Source organism: Flavobacterium sp. NRK1 (assembly GCF_024054175.1).
GTDB lineage: Bacteria > Bacteroidota > Bacteroidia > Flavobacteriales > Flavobacteriaceae > Flavobacterium.
Window position 1 is genome coordinate 3,165,939 of sequence record NZ_JAMXLA010000001.1, and the last position, 19,050, is coordinate 3,184,988.

Here is a 19,050-nt window from a genome sequence, read left to right on the forward strand (position 1 = left end):
CTTACTATTTTTTATTGGCAAATGCAAAAAATGGCTTATTTTTACGGTAAATTATTATACAAGCATGAGTACAATAAACTGGAAAACCGTAAAAGAGTTTGAAGATATAACCTATAAAAAATGTGATGGCGTAGCGCGTATAGCCTTTAACAGGCCTGATGTTCGTAATGCATTCCGACCTAAAACTACCTCTGAACTTTTTGAGGCTTTTCTTGATGCCCGTGAAGATACTTCTATAGGAGTAGTACTGCTTTCGGCTGAAGGACCTTCTTCTAAAGATGGTGTTTATTCGTTTTGCAGTGGCGGAGATCAGAAAGCAAGAGGACAGCAGGGCTATGTAGGAGATGATGGTATGCATCGTCTTAATATACTTGAAGTACAGCGTCTTATACGTTTTATGCCAAAGGTTGTTATTGCTGTAGTTCCGGGATGGGCTGTTGGTGGCGGACATAGTCTGCATGTAGTGTGCGATCTTACTCTTGCAAGTAAAGAACATGCTATATTTAAACAGACTGATGCTGATGTAACAAGCTTTGATGGCGGGTATGGATCGGCTTACCTTGCTAAAATGGTAGGGCAGAAGCGTGCCCGTGAAATTTTCTTTTTAGGCCGTAATTATTCTGCTCAGGACGCATATGATATGGGAATGGTAAATGCTGTAATACCTCATGCCGAACTTGAAGATACTGCTTATGAATGGGCTCAGGAAATACTTGAAAAATCTCCAACCTCTATAAAAATGCTGAAATTTGCCTTTAATCTTACTGATGATGGTATGGTTGGTCAGCAGGTTTTTGCCGGTGAAGCTACTCGTCTTACTTATATGACAGAAGAAGCTAAAGAAGGGCGTGATGCTTTTCTTGAAAAAAGAAAACCTAACTTTAAGGATATTAAATGGATTCCTTAAACAATCAGGAACAGAAAACTCAAAAATGGAAAACTATATAAACGAACCCATTGACGTTACTGCACTACCACGTTTTGAGGATGTAGAACTTAAACCCCTTCATCCTTCATACCTTAAGGTAATCTGGTTAAATTTTGCGATGGTATTTGGTATAATTACCATTGGTTCTGGTTTTGCATTTTATTTTATAAATGAGCTTCATGAGTATTGGCTGCCTATTACTGGCGGCTATATTTTTATTGTTGTTTTTTCAATTTCTATAGCTTTAATAAAATTTCGCAATAGAGGATTTGCATTCAGAACTCATGATGCTATTTATCGCAGCGGTGCAATTAGCATAACTACAACTATAATTCCTTATAACAGGGTACAGCATGTTGCTTTGCATGAAGGTTTTATTTCAAGAATGTTTAATCTGGCTAAAATTGAAATCTTTACTGCAGGAGGAGATAAAAGTGATATACAAATACCTGGAATTGAAAAACAGGAAGCTGAAAAAATTAAATTACTCTTAATGGGTAAAATTTTAACAGAAGAGGAAAATGGAGAATAACTTCAGTCAACCGCAACGCCAGTCGTTAATAGGAGTAGTTGTTATGTTTGCTGATACTTTTCAGGGTGCTTTGCGTGCCCTTTGGCCTATTCTAATTGTCTGGGTTTTTAAAATTGACCAGTTAAGCCAGATAGCACTTTGGTCAGGAATTATTGTTATCATCTTAGGGATCTGTCTTATAGCATATCTTAAATATCTTAACTTTACTTTCTTTCTGGATGAGAATAATGATGAATTTGTTGTACGAAAAGGCATATTTAATAAAAGCAGGATAGCTATTCCGTTAGATAAAATACAGCAGGTAAATATTAACCAGTCAATCATTCAGAAGATTATAGGAGTGCATGCACTTGAGGTAGATACTGCTGGTACGAGTGGTAAAGAAGTTTCTATAAGGGCTATAGATCATGATATTGCTCTATTATTGAAAGAAAGGCTTTTAGAAAACGGTTATAAAAAGAGTTTATCTTTTGATGGCAATCAGGAAAATACAAACACTGAACATCCTTTTATACAAATAAGTCTTTTAAGTTTGTTTAAAACCGGCATAACTTCTAACTACGCCAGAAGCTTTGCGTTATTATTTGCTTTTATCATAACTACTTTTCAGTATATAGAAGATTTTATTGAGGCTGCCGGATATGATGAGGACCCTCTGGATGAATATATTAATGCAGAGGTATTATTAAGGTTTATAACTTTTATTATTGTAGGGATAATGATTGTTACTTTAATAATAAATCTGGTAAGAACAATTATCCGATATTTTAATTTCAGGATTACTAAACAGCATGACTCATTATTGCTTTCTTTCGGATTATTAAATACTAAAAATACTATCATTAGGCCCAACAAAGTTCAGATAGTGACTGTAGGCAGAAATTATTTTCAAAAGAAATTTAATATAAATGATCTTAAAATACGTCAGGCATCAGGAGTAGAAGCTAACGACAGAGATCAGAGGAAGACAGCTATTGAAATACCGGGATGCAGTACTCAGGAAAAAGATGTTTTACTCAAGTTTCTTTTAGATAAGATTCCTGAAAAAGGTGCAGTTTTAAAACCCAGTCTCAGGAAAATACTAATGGAAACTATCATTTTACTCATTATCCCTGTTAGTTTATTTTTATCTTTAGCATATACTGTTTTTCCTAATATTCAGGAATATATTATCTTTCTTCCATTGTATATTTTGTTTTCAGGTACAATGATATATTTCAATTTTAGACATTGCCGCCTGTTTGTTAATGATGATTTTATTGTTAAACAAAGTGGTGCATGGGATATTGACAGAGAATATATTGCTCCATATAAAATACAAACTATTTCTTTAAAGCAGTATTTTTGGCATAAAGGTTTAGATATTGGCATTGTTACACTACATACTGCCGGCGGAACAGTTTCTTTTGGCCTGTCCAATTATACCCGATTAAAACAATTAACAAATTATTGGTTGTATCAAATAGAAACAGGAACAAAAAACTGGATGTAACTGTTTATTACTAAGAATTTAAATATAAAATGTCAAATACAAAAGCATGGCTTAAAGCCGCACGTTTAAGAACACTGCCCTTATCCGTTTCCGGAATATTAGTAGGAAGTTTTTATGCCTTTTCGCAAGGTTTAATAAATTATGGGATTTTAGGATTTGCGTTGTTAACTACTCTTGGATTGCAGGTACTCTCTAATTTTGCAAATGATTATGGTGATGGAGTAAAAGGTACTGATAATGAGAATAGGATAGGTCCGCAAAGAGCTATTCAAAGCGGAGCAATAACAGTAAAAGCCATGAAAAAGGGAATTATTATAACGTCACTTTTAACTTTGGCGTCAGCAATAATTCTTATTTACATAGCATTTGGAAGTGATAACTTTGTATATTCATTGTTCTTTTTCATTTTAGGGCTGGCCGCTATAACTGCTGCTATAAAATATACTGTAGGTAATTCGGCTTATGGATACAAAGGGTTAGGAGATTTATTTGTATTTATATTTTTTGGCCTGGTAAGCGTTTTAGGATGTTATTTTCTTTTCGCAAAACAACTTAATGGATTAATTGTTATGCCCGCCATTACCATTGGTTTGCTAAGTGTTGCAGTACTTAACCTTAATAATATGAGGGACCAGATATCAGATGCTATGTCCGGGAAAAATACTTTAGTAGTAAAAATAGGTGGCCAAAATGCTAAAATATATCATTATACTATCATTATAACAGCATTGCTCTTAACATTGCTTTTTGCTGTTTTTTTAAATTTCAAACCTTTACAGTATATATTTCTTATAGCTTATGTACCTTTTATCATGCATATAAAAACAGTAGCAAAAAATAAAATACCTAAAGAACTGGACCCTGAACTGAAAAAGGTAGCATTGGGTACTTTCTTTCTTTCGGTATTGCTTTGTATAGTATTGCAGTTTTAATTTTTATACATTCAACAAATAAAAACATACATTATGAAAATCACATTTTACGGTCATGCCAGCCTTGGCATAGAAGTGGGAGGCAAGCATATTATAGTAGATCCCTTTATTACTGCAAATGAACTTGCAAAGCATATCGACATTATGCAATTAAAGGCAGATTATATATTTATTACCCATGCTCATGGCGATCATATTCTTGATGTTGATGCTATTGCAAACAATACAGGGGCAGTAATTGTATCAAATGCTGAAATTACAAACTATTATGAGAAAAAAGGTTTCAAAGTCCATCCAATGAATCATGGTGGCAGCTGGAGTTTTGATTTTGGCAAAGTAAAATATGTAGTAGCCCATCATTCAAGTTCTTTCCCGGATGGCACTTATGGAGGAAATCAGGGAGGGTTTGTTATTGAAGGCGAACATAAAAACATTTATATTGCAGGAGATACTGCTGTTACCTTTGATATGAAACTTATACCAATGCGAACAAAGCTGGATCTGGCAATATTGCCAATAGGAAGTAATTTCACAATGGATGTTGAAGATGCCATAATAGCTTCTGATTTTCTGGATTGTGATAAAATTCTGGGATACCATTATGACACTTTCGGTTATATAAAAATTAACCATGATGATGCCATAAAAAAATTCTTTAATAAAGGTAAAGACCTTATGTTACTTGAGGTAGGCGGTTCTTTAGAATTATAATTTTCAATTATTCACGATGTATATAGTGATTAATTTATTACATGAAAGCTACTTGTAAAAAATATATTCTCGATTTTAAACGTCCCAGCGGTACTTCGCGGGGGATACTCACTCAAAAAGAGACCTGGTTTATTATTCTTGAAGATGGATATAAGAAGGGGATAGGGGAGTGTGGGATATTACGTTCACTAAGTATTGATGACCGCCCTGAATATGAAGAAAAGCTAAAATGGATGTGTGAAAATATAAATTTGGGCGAAGAAGTACTTTGGAACGAATTGATAGAGTTTCCTTCAATTCAATTCGGGATAGAAATGGCTTTTCAGTCGCTTAGATCAGATTCACCATATTTGTTATTTCCATCTGCTTTTACAGAAGGAGAAGAACAAATACCAATAAACGGCTTGGTTTGGATGGGAGAGCAGGAATATATGAAGCAGCAAATTGAAGAAAAACTACAACAGGGTTTTAATTGTATTAAATTAAAAATCGGCGCTATAGATTTTCAAAAAGAGCTGGATCTTCTGGATTTTATAAGGCAACATTTTTCTTCTGAAGAAATAGAAATACGTGTTGATGCTAATGGAGCTTTTACTAAAGATAATGCTTTAGATAAGTTATTTCAATTATCTAAATATGAATTACATAGTATTGAGCAGCCTATTAAGCAAGGACAAATTAAAGTAATGGCAGACCTGTGTCAGACTACGCCTTTGCCAATTGCACTTGATGAAGAATTAATAGGTGTATTTGGTTATGAAAATAAAGATATTTTGCTCAAAGAAATTATGCCGCAATATATAATTTTAAAACCTAGCTTAATAGGGGGATACCATGGATGTAAAGAATGGATCGATATTGCTGAAAAATTAGGGATTAACTGGTGGATAACATCGGCACTTGAGAGTAATATTGGCCTAAATGCCATTGCTCAGTGGACTTTTTTACAGAATAATCCAATGCCGCAGGGCTTAGGTACGGGTGCATTATATACTAATAATTTTGAATCTCCACTGGAAGTTAAGCAAGGGCATTTAAATTATAATACCAATTTAGACTGGATAGTAAATATTTAAATAAGAAAGCCGCTAATTTTAGCGGCTTTCTTATTTTATGCTTCTCCTGATTTATTTGTAATAATTGCGGCGAGGCAGCTTTCAGGTATATTAAACGCATCTGTTAACGGAACTGCATCTTGTCGAATTTCCCAGCATAGCTGGCTAACCAGCTTGCGTATTGCTTTTGTTTTAACACCTTCCATATAACCTTGCTCTAAATACCAGGCTTTATGTTCTGCTATTTTATTTAAGGCAAATAAATTATATAGCTTATCTAATACTTCTTTAACACCGGTATCATTAACTGTTGCAAGTTTAGCCTGAAATTGTTCTAAAAACACACGGTCAAGATAACTATCTGAAATTTGTATCATGTGAGGATGCATTACATTAGCAGCATCGAAAGTATCAAGGCCATCATCCACCAGTTTTTTAAACCTTCTTGCAGCAGAACTAACAATTTCTTTTTCCCTGTATTGAAATGCATGCAAATGAAAATTTTTATCTTTCAAATGCTGTTCATCAGTATTTCTGGTTGCAAAAGGATTTTTTTCGGTTATTGAGGTCTTAGCCTGGTTAAGCACATAATTAAAAATACTTGATACGTTCATTTCACCGAATTGTTTACGAAATTCTCCTAATCGGTTTTTGGCGGTAAGCTGCATTAATACAGTATTATCACCTTCAAAAGTTGTATAAATTTCAGTATCATTTTTTAGGTCATCAATACGATTTTCACTTAAATAACCTTTACCGCCACATGCTTCACGGCATTCCTGTAAAGTATCTCTGGTATTCCATGTAGAATATGACTTCATTCCTGCAGCCAATGCTTCTATTTCCTGCATCTGATCTTCAGTCCTGTTTACAAATCTTTTAGTAAGATATTGCAAACCAAAATGAATTGCATAGGCATTTGCTAAATAAGGCATAAGTCTGAGCTGATGCATTCTATAGTTAAGAATAGGCACTTCCATACCATCTTCAGGACCAAATTGTCTGCGTTTATCGCCATATTTTATAGCTATAGTAAGTCCGGTTTTAGCGGCAGCAAGTGCAGAACGGGGTATACCAATTCTTCCTCCAACTAATGTACCCAGCATCGTAAAAAATCTTCTGTTATCGCTGGGAATAGGGCTTTCAAATTCTCCGTTTTCATTTACCTGAGCAAATCGGTCAAGCATATTCTCATAAGGTATAACTACATTTTTAAATGTAATTATACCGTTATCTACTCCGTTCAGTCCCATTTTTGGACCACAATCTCCTATAGTAACACCTTCCAATATATTCTTATTGCTATCTCTGATAGGAACAATGAAGGCATTAACACCGTAATCTTTATTATTAATAATCAGTTTAGCAAAAACAGTAACCATTTCGCCGTGGTTGGCTGTATTACCTATATATTCTTTACGGTCGTATTTTTCAGGCGTATTTATTATGAATGTTCTTTCATCATGGTTATAAACAGCAGTGGTTTTTACTCCTTTTACGTTAGATCCATGATGGGTTTCAGTCATTGCAAAACCTCCGGGAAGCTTAAGTGAAGCAATATCTTTAAGATATTTTTTATAGTGTTTTTCAGTTCCTAAAGAAAGTATGCTCATACCCCAAAGTCCAAATTGCACACCAAATTTAATTACGAGGCTTAGATCATGATAGCTCAGGGTTTCCATAATTGAAAAATATCCTTCTATATCACCTTTACCGCCATGTTCTTTTGGATATGCATAAGCTCCAAGTCCATGTTGGGCTAATAATTTACTCCACTCATAAACTTTTTCACGATATTCCATCATATCAGCAGGAATATCCATTTTAAATTCAGGTGTACTTATTAGTGCTTTAATTTCATTTATTACTTTAGCCTGATCTCCATCAAGTAAGTGAGTCATTAAATCAACATCAAAGCTTTGTTGTGTTTTGTATTTATGAGTAATAGTGTTTCTGTTAGGGTTAAATCCGGACAGGATCTCTTTACTCATAATACCCAGTTCAGATTCCATTTCAGCAAAAGGCCCGGCTAGTCTTTTTATATCCTCATCGGTTAGAGCTAATCGCTCTTCATTTGCAATTAAAATACCTAATTCAGTAAGATTAGCAGGTTTAGGGTGTTTTTTGAATACATTATCGATTTTTTCCTGCCAATGAAATAATTCAGAACGGCTAGGAGGGGAGGTATAGTCAATTTTAGTCTTTAAAAATTCTTTTTCCGCTTTTGTAAACCAATCCTGATTATTAATAAAATTGTTAATTGAATCAAATTCTCTTTTATTCAAAAAATCATCCTGCCAGGCCAAATAAAATATTGGTATTAATATGCTGAGTTTTGGATTATTGTTAAAAGTAATGTCCATATATAAGGGTTTTAGAACCTTAAAAATATGCAATTACTTACAATAGCCATTAAAAATATTGTTAAACTAAAATCGAATCTTACACCATAATTGTTATTTAAACTATTATAACAGATTATTTATTTTAGCATATTGTAAGAGCATAATAGTTTTAGCATCTTTAATTTCTCCGGTTTCTATCATTTTCATAGCTTCAGGAAACATTAACTCAATCACTTCAATATTTTCCTGCTCTTTATCTAAACCGCCACCGGTACTGGTTTTCATATTTTCAGTATAAGCTGCTACAAAAAAATAAAGTATTTCAGTAACAGAACCAGGTGACATATAAACCTCCATTATTTTACGAACTTCAGAAAGTGTATAGCCTGTTTCTTCTTCAGTTTCTTTACGAATACATGCTTCCTGATCATTTTCATCAAGCATCCCGGCACAGGCTTCAATCATAATTCCATCAGAGTTTCCATTAAGCCAGGTAGGTAAACGAAATTGCTTAGTAAGAATTACGGTTTGCTTTTCCTGGTTATATAACAAAATTACCGCTCCATTACCTCTGTCATAAACTTCACGTTCCTGAACCTGTACAGAATTTTCATCTAATTTATACTTATATTTTACTTTAGTAAGTTTTCCCCAATTATCAGATAATAAGGTAGTTGATTCTATTTTTATTTTCTCGGGCATATAGATATTTAATTATGATATTAAAACGCAAACTAAGCTATGAAAGTACGAAAATAATGCAATTATTTTGAGTAATATTATGTAAAATAATATTGAAAGTGAACTTTTTATAGGGATGAATTATTAAAACTCTTTATATTTACATTTATTAATCTGATAAAAAATTAAAATGAAAAAACTACTTATTTGCTTTATGCTGGTGTCTGCTTTTACAATGAATGCGCAAGATAAATCTGTACCGTTGTCTATAAAGAATTTTGAATTATATTCGATTTTAAAAAAATCTAATTCATTTAAAGACTTTCCTGATTTGCCTGAAAATGTTACAGAACATTATGTGGGAAGCCAACTAGAATATACAAGTGCAGAAACGGATAAATTCACTTTAATGATAATGCCTGATGGTGAGTTTAGATTTATAATAAAAAAACCGGCGACAACATTTGTTGAGCAAACTTATTATATACGATTTCCTAACAAAACTGTATTTGGGTATGCAATGAATAAAAGAAAAGATGGAGTTTACCAGGTTACTGTATATCAGGCAGACAAATTCGTTTATACAGGTGAAGTTAAAAAATAGACTTAAATATCAAATAATTAGCGGGTTTTATCCCGCTTTTATTTGAATGATATTTGAACTATAATTTATATTATGTAAAATAATAAATAGTTAAGTTAACCAATATTATAAAGTCTATATAAAATAAAAACACACTGCCCTTTTAAAGCAATGTGTTTTAAATTCTAAAAAATAAAGATTTATTTAACTGAAACCGGTATATCTAAATTTTCCCAGCTTAACGTAACATTATTTTTCCCAACTGTATAAACAAGGCTCTCGTTCATCTTTTCAGATTTTTTTGTTTTTACATTAACTCTTAAAAAATCTTTCTTGTCATCATAATTAAAAACACTCATTTTAGGATCACTTCCAAAAATTACCGTTGCATTTCCTTTTTCAGGTATAATGTAAAGCGCATATTTACCGGCCGGTAATTCTTTGCCTTCAACCTTAATAGCTTTATCAGTTTCAAAGGTTGTTGGTGCATTTGCGCCTGCCCTCCAAATCTTTCCATAAGGAACAAGTTCTCCCCATATGCCTCTTCCTTTTACAAAAGGGCTGCTATAGTTTATTGTAATATTTGCACCATTTATGGTTCCCTTTGCTGTTGCTGGTGGGCTTGCAGGTTTTTTATCCTGTGCAATTGTTACACTTGTAAATAATAACGCTATAAGCAGCGTTGCAATTTTTGTAGTAAATTTCATTGTAATAATTTATTTAATTTTGATGTCGTAAATTTATATAAGAAAATGATTCTAATTAAATTTTAACAAACCTTTAGGTTTTTGCAGTCAACATTTCACTTTTTTTAATACTCAAAAAACATTACTTTTAAGTTCCATTTTAACTATATGAAAAACATTGTAGCTCAAAGTATTGTAGATTTTTTAAAGCACTTCCCTCCTTTCCAGACACTGGATATTTCTGATTTATTAAATATAGCAGAACAATCAAAAATTTTATACCTCGATAAAAACCAGTTATTGTTCAAAGGAGGAAGCACAACTCATGAAGATTTCTATGTAGTAAAAAGTGGAACTATCGGGCTGTCAATTACATCTGATGCAGAGGAAACTTTAATTGACAAATGTGATGAAGGTGATATACTTGGGTTAAGACCTTTTTTTGCCAAAGATGATTATTTAATGACTGCAAAGGCAAGAGAAGAATCAATAATCTATGCTATACCTATTGCTGTTTTCAAACCTTATATATTTCAAAAACAGGCTGTCCTTGATTTTCTGCTTCAGAGTTTTGCTTCCCAAACAAGAAATCCATTTGATAAAGAACGTCAGGGAATATTGATATCTCAAAATATTCTTTTTAATGAGCAGGTGGCAGATATACAGTATTATCAGCCAATAAAATATACTAAAAATCCTATTACTGCAAATCCTGATGATATACTAAAATTTATTGCCAAAACCATGGCTAATAGTTCTATAGGGAGTGTGATAATACAGGAAAATAAATTACCTATAGGAATTATTACAGACAGAGACCTGCGCGTTAAAGTTGCTACAGGACAATATCCTTTAGATATAGATGCCCGTACGATAATGACAAGTCCTGTAATTACCGTACCTGAAAACATATCTGTTGCAGAAGCACAAATGGTTATGCTTAAGCACGGTGTAGGGCATCTTTGTGTGACACAGGATGGAAGTAATAAATCTATAATAAGCGGCATTATAAGTGAGCATGACGTTATTGCTGCGCAATCTAATACGCCGGGAATACTTTTAAAACAGACCAGAAGAGCTGGAAGTGCAAAAGAACTTAAATATGTAAGAGAGAAATTATCCGATCTTATTCAAAATTCTATAGATACCAATATTCCTGTATCTCATATATCTAATATAGTTGCAGAAATTAATATTGAACTTACCAGAAGAGCTATAGAGCTTTCTGTCGAAAAAATCGGAATACCTCCCCCTGTGCGTTTTACATGGGTTAATATAGGCAGCCAGGGGCGCAAAGAGCAGTTACTTAAAACAGATCAGAATAATGCACTTATTTTTGAAGATGTTGAACCTGAGCAATATGAAGACATAAAGTCTTATTTTATGGAATTAGCTGAAATGGTAAATGAATTTCTTGAAAAAGTGGGTTATGAACCCTCTCCTGCCGGACTTTTAGCAAGCAACTCTTTATGGTGTAAATCTCTATCAGGATGGATCAAACAATATAATACATGGATAAATACACCTGCTGAAAAAGGGGTTGAACTTAGTACAACTTTTTTTGATTTTGATTTTATATATGGCGCACCTGAAATAGAAGATACTTTAGTTTTAAGTATTAGAAATAACATGGATCATAATAAAAAATTCTTCGGATATATGGCTGCCGACACTCTTAGAAATCCACAGCCTTTAGGGTTTTTCAGAAATTTTGTTTTAGAAAGTGAAGGTGAACATAAGGATAGCTTTGATATAAAAAGCAGGGCTTTAGAGCCCTATATAGATGCTGCTAGAGTACTGGCATTAAGCCATAATTTATTTGAAATAACAAATACATATCATCGCTTTAAAAAACTTGCAGAGCTTGAGCCTAAAAACACGGAGTTATATGAAGATTGTGCCGAAGCATTTAATACTTTAATGCGTTTTAGAACAGAAGAAGGATTAATAAATGATTCTGACGGGAGATATATCAATCTAAATGATCTGTCAAAATCCGATAAAGTAAAACTTAAAAATTGTTTTGAACCTTTAAACGATTTACATGATATAGTAAAAAATCGTTTTCCAATAACATATATTAACTAAAATGGCATTTGACTGGTTAACAGGAAATACTCTTCCTCAATTTTGGAAAAATTACGTTTTATTATTCGATGATGATAATGAAACTAAATTAAAACGCTATGTTATTTTTGATATTGAAACCAGCGGACAGGACTGGAAAGAAGACGTTATTTTATCTATTGGAGCAATTAGTGTTACTAAAAATGCAATTGATGTAGGTGATTATTTAGAACTCAATCTATTACAGGAAAGTACTACCCTGCAGCCAGGTACAAAAACAGGAATTATTAAAAACACCGTAGAAAAAGTTGTTGAAGCAGAAGCTATAATACAATTTCTTAATTTTATTAAAGATTCCGTTTTGGTTGGCCATAATATTAATCCCGATATAGAAATGTTAAACCAGGCACTAAAGCGGCTTGACTTAGGAAGGTTAAAGAACAGATTTATGGATACAAATGTATTGTATCAGAAATGGAAAGATTTACCAGATGATTCACTGTTTTCACTCGATGAAATATGTGATGCGCTTAAAATTAAAAAAAATGAAAGGCATACAGCAGCCGGTAATGCTTACATTACATCTTTTATTTTTTTAAAACTTAAAAGCAAACTTGGCATTCAGGATTAAATTTCTCTTTTGTAAAAAATATAATCTGTCACTAAAGGAGTTATCTCGTTTATTTTACAATCAGTTGCAATCTGACCTCTATGATAGGTAGAATGATTGACTATATGAAATAATATGTCACGTATAGTATTAATAAAATGTATTCCTTTACTGTTTTTATAGTTTATAATAGTATTAAAATCTGAAGTCTCTATAATAGAAAGAGAATTTATATAATTTAAACGGTTGATTTCTTTCAAATTATTCAAATCTCTTATATCCCATACTCCTACTTCTGCATATTCTTTGGTAATGCGTGAATTCCATATCTCATGAGCATTCAGAGTATGATTAATGAGGCGTATAGATTTTTCCGGAGGAAAATTTACAGACATTAAAGAATCGATAACCTTATCGTTGTGTATATGAGTATATTCAATAAGTTCTTTAAAAAAGTCTTCCATTATTTACATTTATCATCAATTAATATCAGTTTTCTAGTAGGCATACATTCTGCAAGTTGAAGAATAACCTTTTTACCGTCTTTAGTATTTTGGTATATTTCCTTAATAACGCCATTAGGAAGTTTCTCTCCTTTTTTCCATTTCCTGTATAACACATTTGCCGGCGTTACTACAGGAAAATTAAAATTATATTTGTTATCGATAATATAGTATGTAGGACTAAGATTAAACTTTTTAATCTCTTTCTTATTTAGAGGTAGTACAGTATATCTTTTAAATACTTCTGTATTAATAAGAGTGTCTTTATTATTAATAACCTGAAAATCTTTCAAATTTTCATAATCACTATTGTTTTTATACCAGCTTTTTGGACACTTTAAACTAATTGCTTCTACAAAAAAGTCCTCTCTTATAATGTCGCCAATATATACTTTTCCGGTATCCAGCATAAGCTGCATATTTATTTTTTCTTTACTGTCATAAACAGTTAGTATATAGCTATTGTCTTTAGAGTTTATGAAATCATACCGTGTGTAGAAATCCTGAAGTATGCCACTACTCCCCTGCTTTGAGATATTATACTGAAGCACATAATCAAATTCATAACTCTGCTGGGCAAAATTCACTGAAATTTGAAATAATAAATAAATTAGTAGTAATTTTCTAATCATAGATAATAATTTCAATGTTAAAAATAAAAAAAAGCGGCTAAATGCCGCTCTTTTTTATTTTAAAGATATTAAACTTTTTCATTTTTTATTTCTTCAACTATTTCAGGATTTAATAAGGTGGTAGTATCACCAAAATTAGAAAAATCTCCTTCGGCTATTTTTCTTAATATTCTACGCATAATTTTTCCTGATCGCGTTTTAGGCAATCCGGAAACAAACTGGATCTTATCAAGTTTTGCAATTGGACCAATATGACTGGAAATATGCTCATTAATTTCTTTTTTAAGATTTTCCCTGTCACGGCCTTCTCCTGATTCTTTAAGTATAATAAAGCCATAAAGAGCATTACCTTTAACATCGTGTGGAAAACCTACAATAGCCGATTCTGCAACTGCAGGGTGTTCATTTATGGCATCTTCAATAGGAGCTGTACCTAAATTATGTCCGGAAACAATAACAACATCATCTACCCTTCCTGTTATTCTGTAATACCCTACTTCGTCTCTTAAAGCGCCATCTCCTGTAAAGTATTTACCGGGATAGGCTGAAAAGTAAGTTTCTTTAAAGCGCTGATGATCTCCCCATATTGTTCTTGCCATTCCCGGCCAGGGGAATTTTATACACAGGCTTCCTACAACCTGATTGCCTTCAATTTCATTGCGAAGCTCATCCATAAGAACAGGTTGAATACCCGGTAATGGTAAAGTTGCATATGTTGGCTTTGTAGGTGTTACAAAGGGTATAGGCGATATCATTATTCCACCAGTTTCAGTCTGCCACCATGTATCAACAATCGGAGATTTTTTCTTACCAACATGATCATTATACCAGTGCCATGCTTCTTCATTTATAGGCTCACCTACAGATCCAATAACCTTTAAAGAAGACAGGTCATGCTTATCTACCCATTCCCAGTTCTCTTTCGCTAATGAGCGTATTGCTGTTGGTGCAGTATAAAACTGTGTAATATTATGCTTATCAATAACTTCCCAAAAACGGCCAAAATCAGGATAAGAAGGAACACCCTCAAAAATTACAGTTGTAGCTCCGTTAAGTAAAGGCCCATATAAAATATACGAATGTCCTGTAATCCAACCGATATCAGCTGTACACCAGTAAATGTCATTTTCTTCGTAAGCGAATATGTTTTTGAAGGTATAAGCTGTATATACCATATAACCGGCTGTAGTATGAAGCATACCTTTAGGTTTTCCTGTAGAACCCGATGTATAAAGAATAAATAAAGGGTCTTCAGCATCCATAATTTCAGCAACATTATTAGGTAATGCTTCGTCAAGTAATGGTTGCAGCCATAAATCGCGGCCTTCCTGCATATTTACTTTCGTATTTGTTCTTTTTACAACCAGAACAGTTTCTACACACGGAGATTTCTGAAGAGCTTCATCAATAATGCTTTTTAGTTCTATTGTTTTACTGCCTCGGTAGCCACCATCGGAGGTTATAACCATTTTGCATCCGGAATCATTAATTCTGGTAGTTACGGCAGATGCAGAAAAACCTGCAAAGATCACAGAATGTATAGCTCCTATCCTGGCACAGGCTAAAACAGCAATAGCAAGTTCAGGTATCATGGGAAGATAAATACATACTCTGTCTCCTTTTTTAATGCCTTTATCACGTAAAACATTAGCCATTTTAGAAACACGCTCATATAACTCATTATAAGTAATATGCACAGCTTCTTCATCAGGATTATTAGGTTCAAAAATAATAGCTGTTTTTGTTCCTCTTTTTGCCAAATGCCTGTCAATACAGTTTTTGGTAATATTAACTTTTGAGTTAATAAACCATTTTACTTCGGCTTCCTGCATATCAAATTCTACTACCTTATCCCATTTTTGGTACCAGGTAAAGTTTTCATCTGCAATTTTATCCCAAAATTTACGTGGTTCACGTATAGATTTATTATAATGTTTAAAGTATTGTTCTAAACTTTTTACCTGATAGTAACTCATTCTGTGCAGTGTTTTAATTCTTATCTATGTTGCGTAAATATACAATCCTAAAATTATTTTATAAAGTAATTTAGGGCAAATTAATTAATAATTTCTTTATTTTTAATAAGAGAATATTATGTGTAATTGCAGAATTTCAGATAATTATAAATCTAAATTTCATCAAAATTTAATTTCTTTATATTTTTGAATTATATGTAATTTTATATTCTGTTTTTTGTCAAATCATAAAATTTAAATCATTTATATATAAGACTGAAAATAAGGGTTTTTTGTAACTTTATTTTAAAAATAATCAGGATGATTGAATTTTATAATGAAAAAGTTTAAAATTTCATGGTTAAAATTTCTTTTATTTGCAGTAATCATTATTCTTAATTCATGAAAATAGATCCGGCAAATACAAGCCAGAAAGATATATATAAAATATTAACAGGTACTGTTATACCACGCCCTATCGGCTGGGTATCGAGTATCAGTGAATCAGGACTTCCTAATCTGGCGCCTTTTTCATTTTTTAATGCAGTTGGAGAAGATCCTCCACATATAATGTTTTCAACTGTCCGAAGCGGAAATACTAATAAGGATACACTTAATAATGTACTGGCAACAAAGCAGTTTGTAGTAAACATGGCTACTGAAGATCTTGTTGATGCTATGAATGCCACATCGGTTAATTTACCTCCTGATAGCAACGAATTTGAATTTGCAGGTGTAACGCCATTGGCATCAGATATTGTGGCTGCACCAAGAGTAAAAGAAAGTCCGGTCTCATTTGAATGTGAACTTGTACATCATTATAGCCTGGAAGGGCATCAGGATGGTGGAGCTACAATAATGATAGGGCGCATAGTAATGTTTCATGTAGATGACTCAATTCTTTTAGATAATTATAAAATCAATCAGGATGCATACAGGCCTGTAGCACGGCTTGCCGGCGCTAACTATGCAAAACTGGGAGAAATTTTTTCAATTAAAAGACCTTTTATATAAATAATGAAAGTAACAGTAATAGGCGGAGGCCCTGGTGGATTATACTTTTCCATTCTTTTAAAGAAGGCTATGCCTGATTGTAATATAAGTATATACGAACGCAACCGTGCAGATGATTCATTTGGTTTTGGAGTTGTGTTTTCTGATGAAACCCTGAGTGAATTTCTTACCAGAGACCCACAATCATATGAGCTTATACGTACGAAATTTGCGTATTGGGATGAGCTTGATGTTGCCCGCGATGGAGAAAAGGTACGTATAACGGGAAATGGATTTTGCGGATGCTCACGAAAAACATTACTACAACTATTACAGCAGCGTTGCCTTGAAGAAGGCGTAAACCTTCACTTTGAAGCTAATATTGATGACCTGAGGCAGTTTTCAGACTCTGACATTATAGTGGCTGCGGATGGAATAAACAGCGCTATCCGTGACAAATTTTCAAATGATTTCGGTACAAAAACTGAACTAAAAAGCAATCGTTTTGTATGGATGGGCTCTACACGTCCTCTTGATGCCTTTACCTATTTTTTCAGAACTACACCGTACGGAACTTTTGTAGCCCATACCTATCAATATGAAGAAGGAATGAGCACATGGATTTTTGAAACTACAGATGAAACTTGGAAAAAAGCAGGATTTAATACTACAGATGAAGAAGATACTATAAATAAACTATCGGAGATATTCAAGGAAGAGCTTGACGGGCATGGTTTAATTTCTAACCGTTCACACTGGAGACAATTCCCTGCAGTTACAAATAATAAATGGTATAAAGATAACATTGTGTTATTGGGAGATGCAAAAGCTACTGCCCACTACTCTATTGGGTCAGGAACAAAACTGGCTATGGAATGTGCTATTGCCTTAGCAGATTCGGTTATAAAATATAAAACGGATGTAAAATCAGTTTTTGAAAACTATGAGAAACTAAGGCGCAATCGTGTTGAGATGATTCAGCATGCTGCAAACGTATCTTTAGACTGGTTTGAGCATATGGACAGGCACATACAACATGATTTTATGAAATTTGCGTTTAGTGTTATGACGAGGGCTAAAAAAGTAACTTTTGAAAATCTTTCGTTAAGGGATCCTTCGTTTACAGAAAAAGTATTGGCTGAATTCAATACATGTGAAGGTATAAACAAAACTAAAACGTCCGCAGCTTTTACTCCTTTTAATTTAAGAGGAATGACATTGGATAATCGTATTATAATGAGTCCTATGGAGCAATACTCTGCAAAAGATGGCTTGGTAAATGACTGGCATCTGATGCATTACGGATCGAGGGCAACAGGTGGTGTAGGACTTATTTTAACTGAAGCCACAGCAATATCACCTACTGGAAGAATTACTTTAGGATGCCCGGGTATATGGTCTGATAAACAGGTCTCTAAATGGAGAAAAATAATAACATTTATTCACAAAAAAAGTACTTCTAAAATCGGTGTGCAAATAGGGCATTCGGGAAGAAAAGGTGCCGTAAAAATGCCTTGGGAAGGAAATAACGAACCTATTGATAATGCCTGGGGTTTACTATCAGCCTCCCCTATTTCTTTTAACGAAAAAATGGGTATTCCTCATGAAATGACTATTGAGGATATGACTATTATTAAGGGAGAGTTTGTAAATGCTGCAAAAAATGCAGAAAAAGCAGGTTTTGATATGATAGAGTTACAAGCACATCATGGTTTCCTTTTAGCGTCTTTTCTATCACCTTTAACAAATATTCGCACTGATGAATTTGGAGGTAGTATTGAAAACAGATTAAAATTTCCAATTTCTGTATTTAAAGCTATGCGCGACGTTTTTCCACACGAAAAGCCCATGAGTGTACGTATCTCGGCATCGGACTGGGCAGAAAACGGAATAACTGAAGAAGATGTTATTAAAATAGCCACAGCATTTAAAGCTGCTGGAGCCGATATTATTAATGTATCTACAGGATTGACAGTAGAAAATCAAAAACCCGCAGTTGGGAGAATGTGGCAAACACCATTTTCTGACATGATTCGCAATGAAGTACATATCCCAACTATTACTGCAGGATACATACAGGATATAGACCAGATAAATACTATTTTATTAAATGGACGAGCCGATTTAGTGGCTCTTGGTAAAATATTACTGCTTGATTCTGCTTTTGTTCGCAATGCACAAGCATATGAACAATTCAATGCTGAGAACTTAGATTCTTTAGGTATTCCAAAACCATATATGTCAGCCGTTTCCCATTTGTATCCTTATAAAGGCGGCGAGCGCAAAGTTATGGAAGGCATGAAAAAAGCTTTAAAACCGCTAACGCATAAAAAGTAATAACACAG

General features: G+C 33.4%; 17 protein-coding genes. 11 read left to right on the plus strand and 6 right to left on the minus strand.

The features are described 5' to 3' along the window. Positions 1 to 64: 64 nt before the first annotated feature. From NHE85_RS14550 to NHE85_RS14575, 6 genes are read left to right on the plus strand one after another with little or no spacing between them, the layout of a single operon-like run. A complete protein-coding gene (locus tag NHE85_RS14550; RefSeq protein WP_252812872.1) occupies positions 65 to 907 on the plus strand; it encodes a 1,4-dihydroxy-2-naphthoyl-CoA synthase in 843 nt (280 codons plus the stop codon). Between the two features lie 25 nt (positions 908 to 932). Continuing rightward, a complete protein-coding gene (locus NHE85_RS14555; protein ID WP_252812873.1) occupies positions 933 to 1,460 on the plus strand; it encodes a PH domain-containing protein in 528 nt (175 codons plus the stop codon). Next, entirely contained in the window at positions 1,450 to 2,952 is a 1,503-nt protein-coding gene (locus NHE85_RS14560; protein ID WP_252812874.1) for a PH domain-containing protein, read from the plus strand. Before NHE85_RS14555 ends, NHE85_RS14560 begins: the two co-directional genes overlap by 11 nt. Positions 2,953 to 2,981: 29 nt before the next feature. Beyond that, complete coding sequence (gene menA / locus NHE85_RS14565; protein ID WP_252812875.1) at positions 2,982 to 3,884, plus strand: 1,4-dihydroxy-2-naphthoate octaprenyltransferase; 903 nt, start codon at positions 2,982 to 2,984, stop codon at positions 3,882 to 3,884. A 33-nt stretch (positions 3,885 to 3,917) separates the two neighbouring features. Further along, positions 3,918 to 4,595, plus strand: a complete 678-nt coding sequence (locus NHE85_RS14570) for a metal-dependent hydrolase (RefSeq protein ID WP_252812876.1) — start codon at positions 3,918 to 3,920, stop codon at positions 4,593 to 4,595. 41 nt (positions 4,596 to 4,636) lie between these two features. Continuing rightward, positions 4,637 to 5,671 carry an o-succinylbenzoate synthase gene (locus NHE85_RS14575; RefSeq protein ID WP_252812877.1) on the plus strand — a complete coding sequence of 345 codons (1,035 nt, stop codon included), beginning with the start codon at positions 4,637 to 4,639 and terminating at the stop codon, positions 5,669 to 5,671. A gap of 35 nt (positions 5,672 to 5,706) precedes the next feature. Here NHE85_RS14575 and NHE85_RS14580 read toward each other — a convergent pair whose 3' ends face one another. Further along, a complete protein-coding gene (locus NHE85_RS14580; protein ID WP_252812878.1) occupies positions 5,707 to 8,013 on the minus strand; it encodes an acyl-CoA dehydrogenase in 2,307 nt (768 codons plus the stop codon). A gap of 105 nt (positions 8,014 to 8,118) precedes the next feature. Further along, positions 8,119 to 8,697, minus strand: a complete 579-nt coding sequence (nudK, locus tag NHE85_RS14585) for a GDP-mannose pyrophosphatase NudK (protein WP_252812879.1) — start codon at positions 8,695 to 8,697, stop codon at positions 8,119 to 8,121. Positions 8,698 to 8,866: 169 nt separating this feature from the next. On the opposite strand from nudK, the gene NHE85_RS14590 reads away from it, so the two are divergent. Next, entirely contained in the window at positions 8,867 to 9,280 is a 414-nt protein-coding gene (locus tag NHE85_RS14590; RefSeq protein WP_252812880.1) for a hypothetical protein, read from the plus strand. A 179-nt stretch (positions 9,281 to 9,459) separates the two neighbouring features. Here NHE85_RS14590 and NHE85_RS14595 read toward each other — a convergent pair whose 3' ends face one another. Then, positions 9,460 to 9,966 carry a DUF2911 domain-containing protein gene (locus NHE85_RS14595; RefSeq protein WP_252812881.1) on the minus strand — a complete coding sequence of 169 codons (507 nt, stop codon included), beginning with the start codon at positions 9,964 to 9,966 and terminating at the stop codon, positions 9,460 to 9,462. A gap of 147 nt (positions 9,967 to 10,113) precedes the next feature. Between NHE85_RS14595 and NHE85_RS14600 the strand changes: the two genes are divergently transcribed. Then, on the plus strand, positions 10,114 to 12,033 hold the full coding sequence (locus NHE85_RS14600) for a DUF294 nucleotidyltransferase-like domain-containing protein (protein WP_252812882.1): 1,920 nt from the start codon (positions 10,114 to 10,116) through the stop codon (positions 12,031 to 12,033). Position 12,034: 1 nt separating this feature from the next. Next, a complete protein-coding gene (locus tag NHE85_RS14605; protein ID WP_252812883.1) occupies positions 12,035 to 12,643 on the plus strand; it encodes a PolC-type DNA polymerase III in 609 nt (202 codons plus the stop codon). Here the strand turns inward: NHE85_RS14605 and NHE85_RS14610 are convergent. From NHE85_RS14610 to acs, 3 genes are all read right to left on the minus strand, one after another. Then, positions 12,640 to 13,086 carry a DinB family protein gene (locus NHE85_RS14610; RefSeq protein WP_252812884.1) on the minus strand — a complete coding sequence of 149 codons (447 nt, stop codon included), beginning with the start codon at positions 13,084 to 13,086 and terminating at the stop codon, positions 12,640 to 12,642. The two genes, NHE85_RS14605 and NHE85_RS14610, sit on opposite strands and share 4 nt — an antisense overlap. Continuing rightward, complete coding sequence (locus tag NHE85_RS14615; RefSeq protein WP_252812885.1) at positions 13,086 to 13,757, minus strand: hypothetical protein; 672 nt, start codon at positions 13,755 to 13,757, stop codon at positions 13,086 to 13,088. The genes NHE85_RS14610 and NHE85_RS14615 overlap by 1 nt, the downstream gene beginning before the upstream one ends. Positions 13,758 to 13,825: 68 nt before the next feature. Next, a complete protein-coding gene (gene acs / locus NHE85_RS14620) occupies positions 13,826 to 15,733 on the minus strand; it encodes an acetate--CoA ligase (protein ID WP_252812886.1) in 1,908 nt (635 codons plus the stop codon). Positions 15,734 to 16,114: 381 nt separating this feature from the next. Between acs and NHE85_RS14625 the strand changes: the two genes are divergently transcribed. Together NHE85_RS14625 and NHE85_RS14630 are read left to right on the plus strand one after the other, a co-directional pair. Further along, positions 16,115 to 16,726 (plus strand): flavin reductase family protein, encoded by a 612-nt coding sequence (locus NHE85_RS14625; protein WP_252812887.1) that lies wholly within the window; start codon positions 16,115 to 16,117, stop codon positions 16,724 to 16,726. Positions 16,727 to 16,729: 3 nt separating this feature from the next. Beyond that, positions 16,730 to 19,042: an FAD-dependent monooxygenase gene (locus NHE85_RS14630; protein ID WP_252812888.1), complete on the plus strand. Its 2,313-nt coding sequence runs from the start codon at positions 16,730 to 16,732 to the stop codon at positions 19,040 to 19,042. The last annotated feature ends 8 nt before the right edge of the window (positions 19,043 to 19,050 follow it).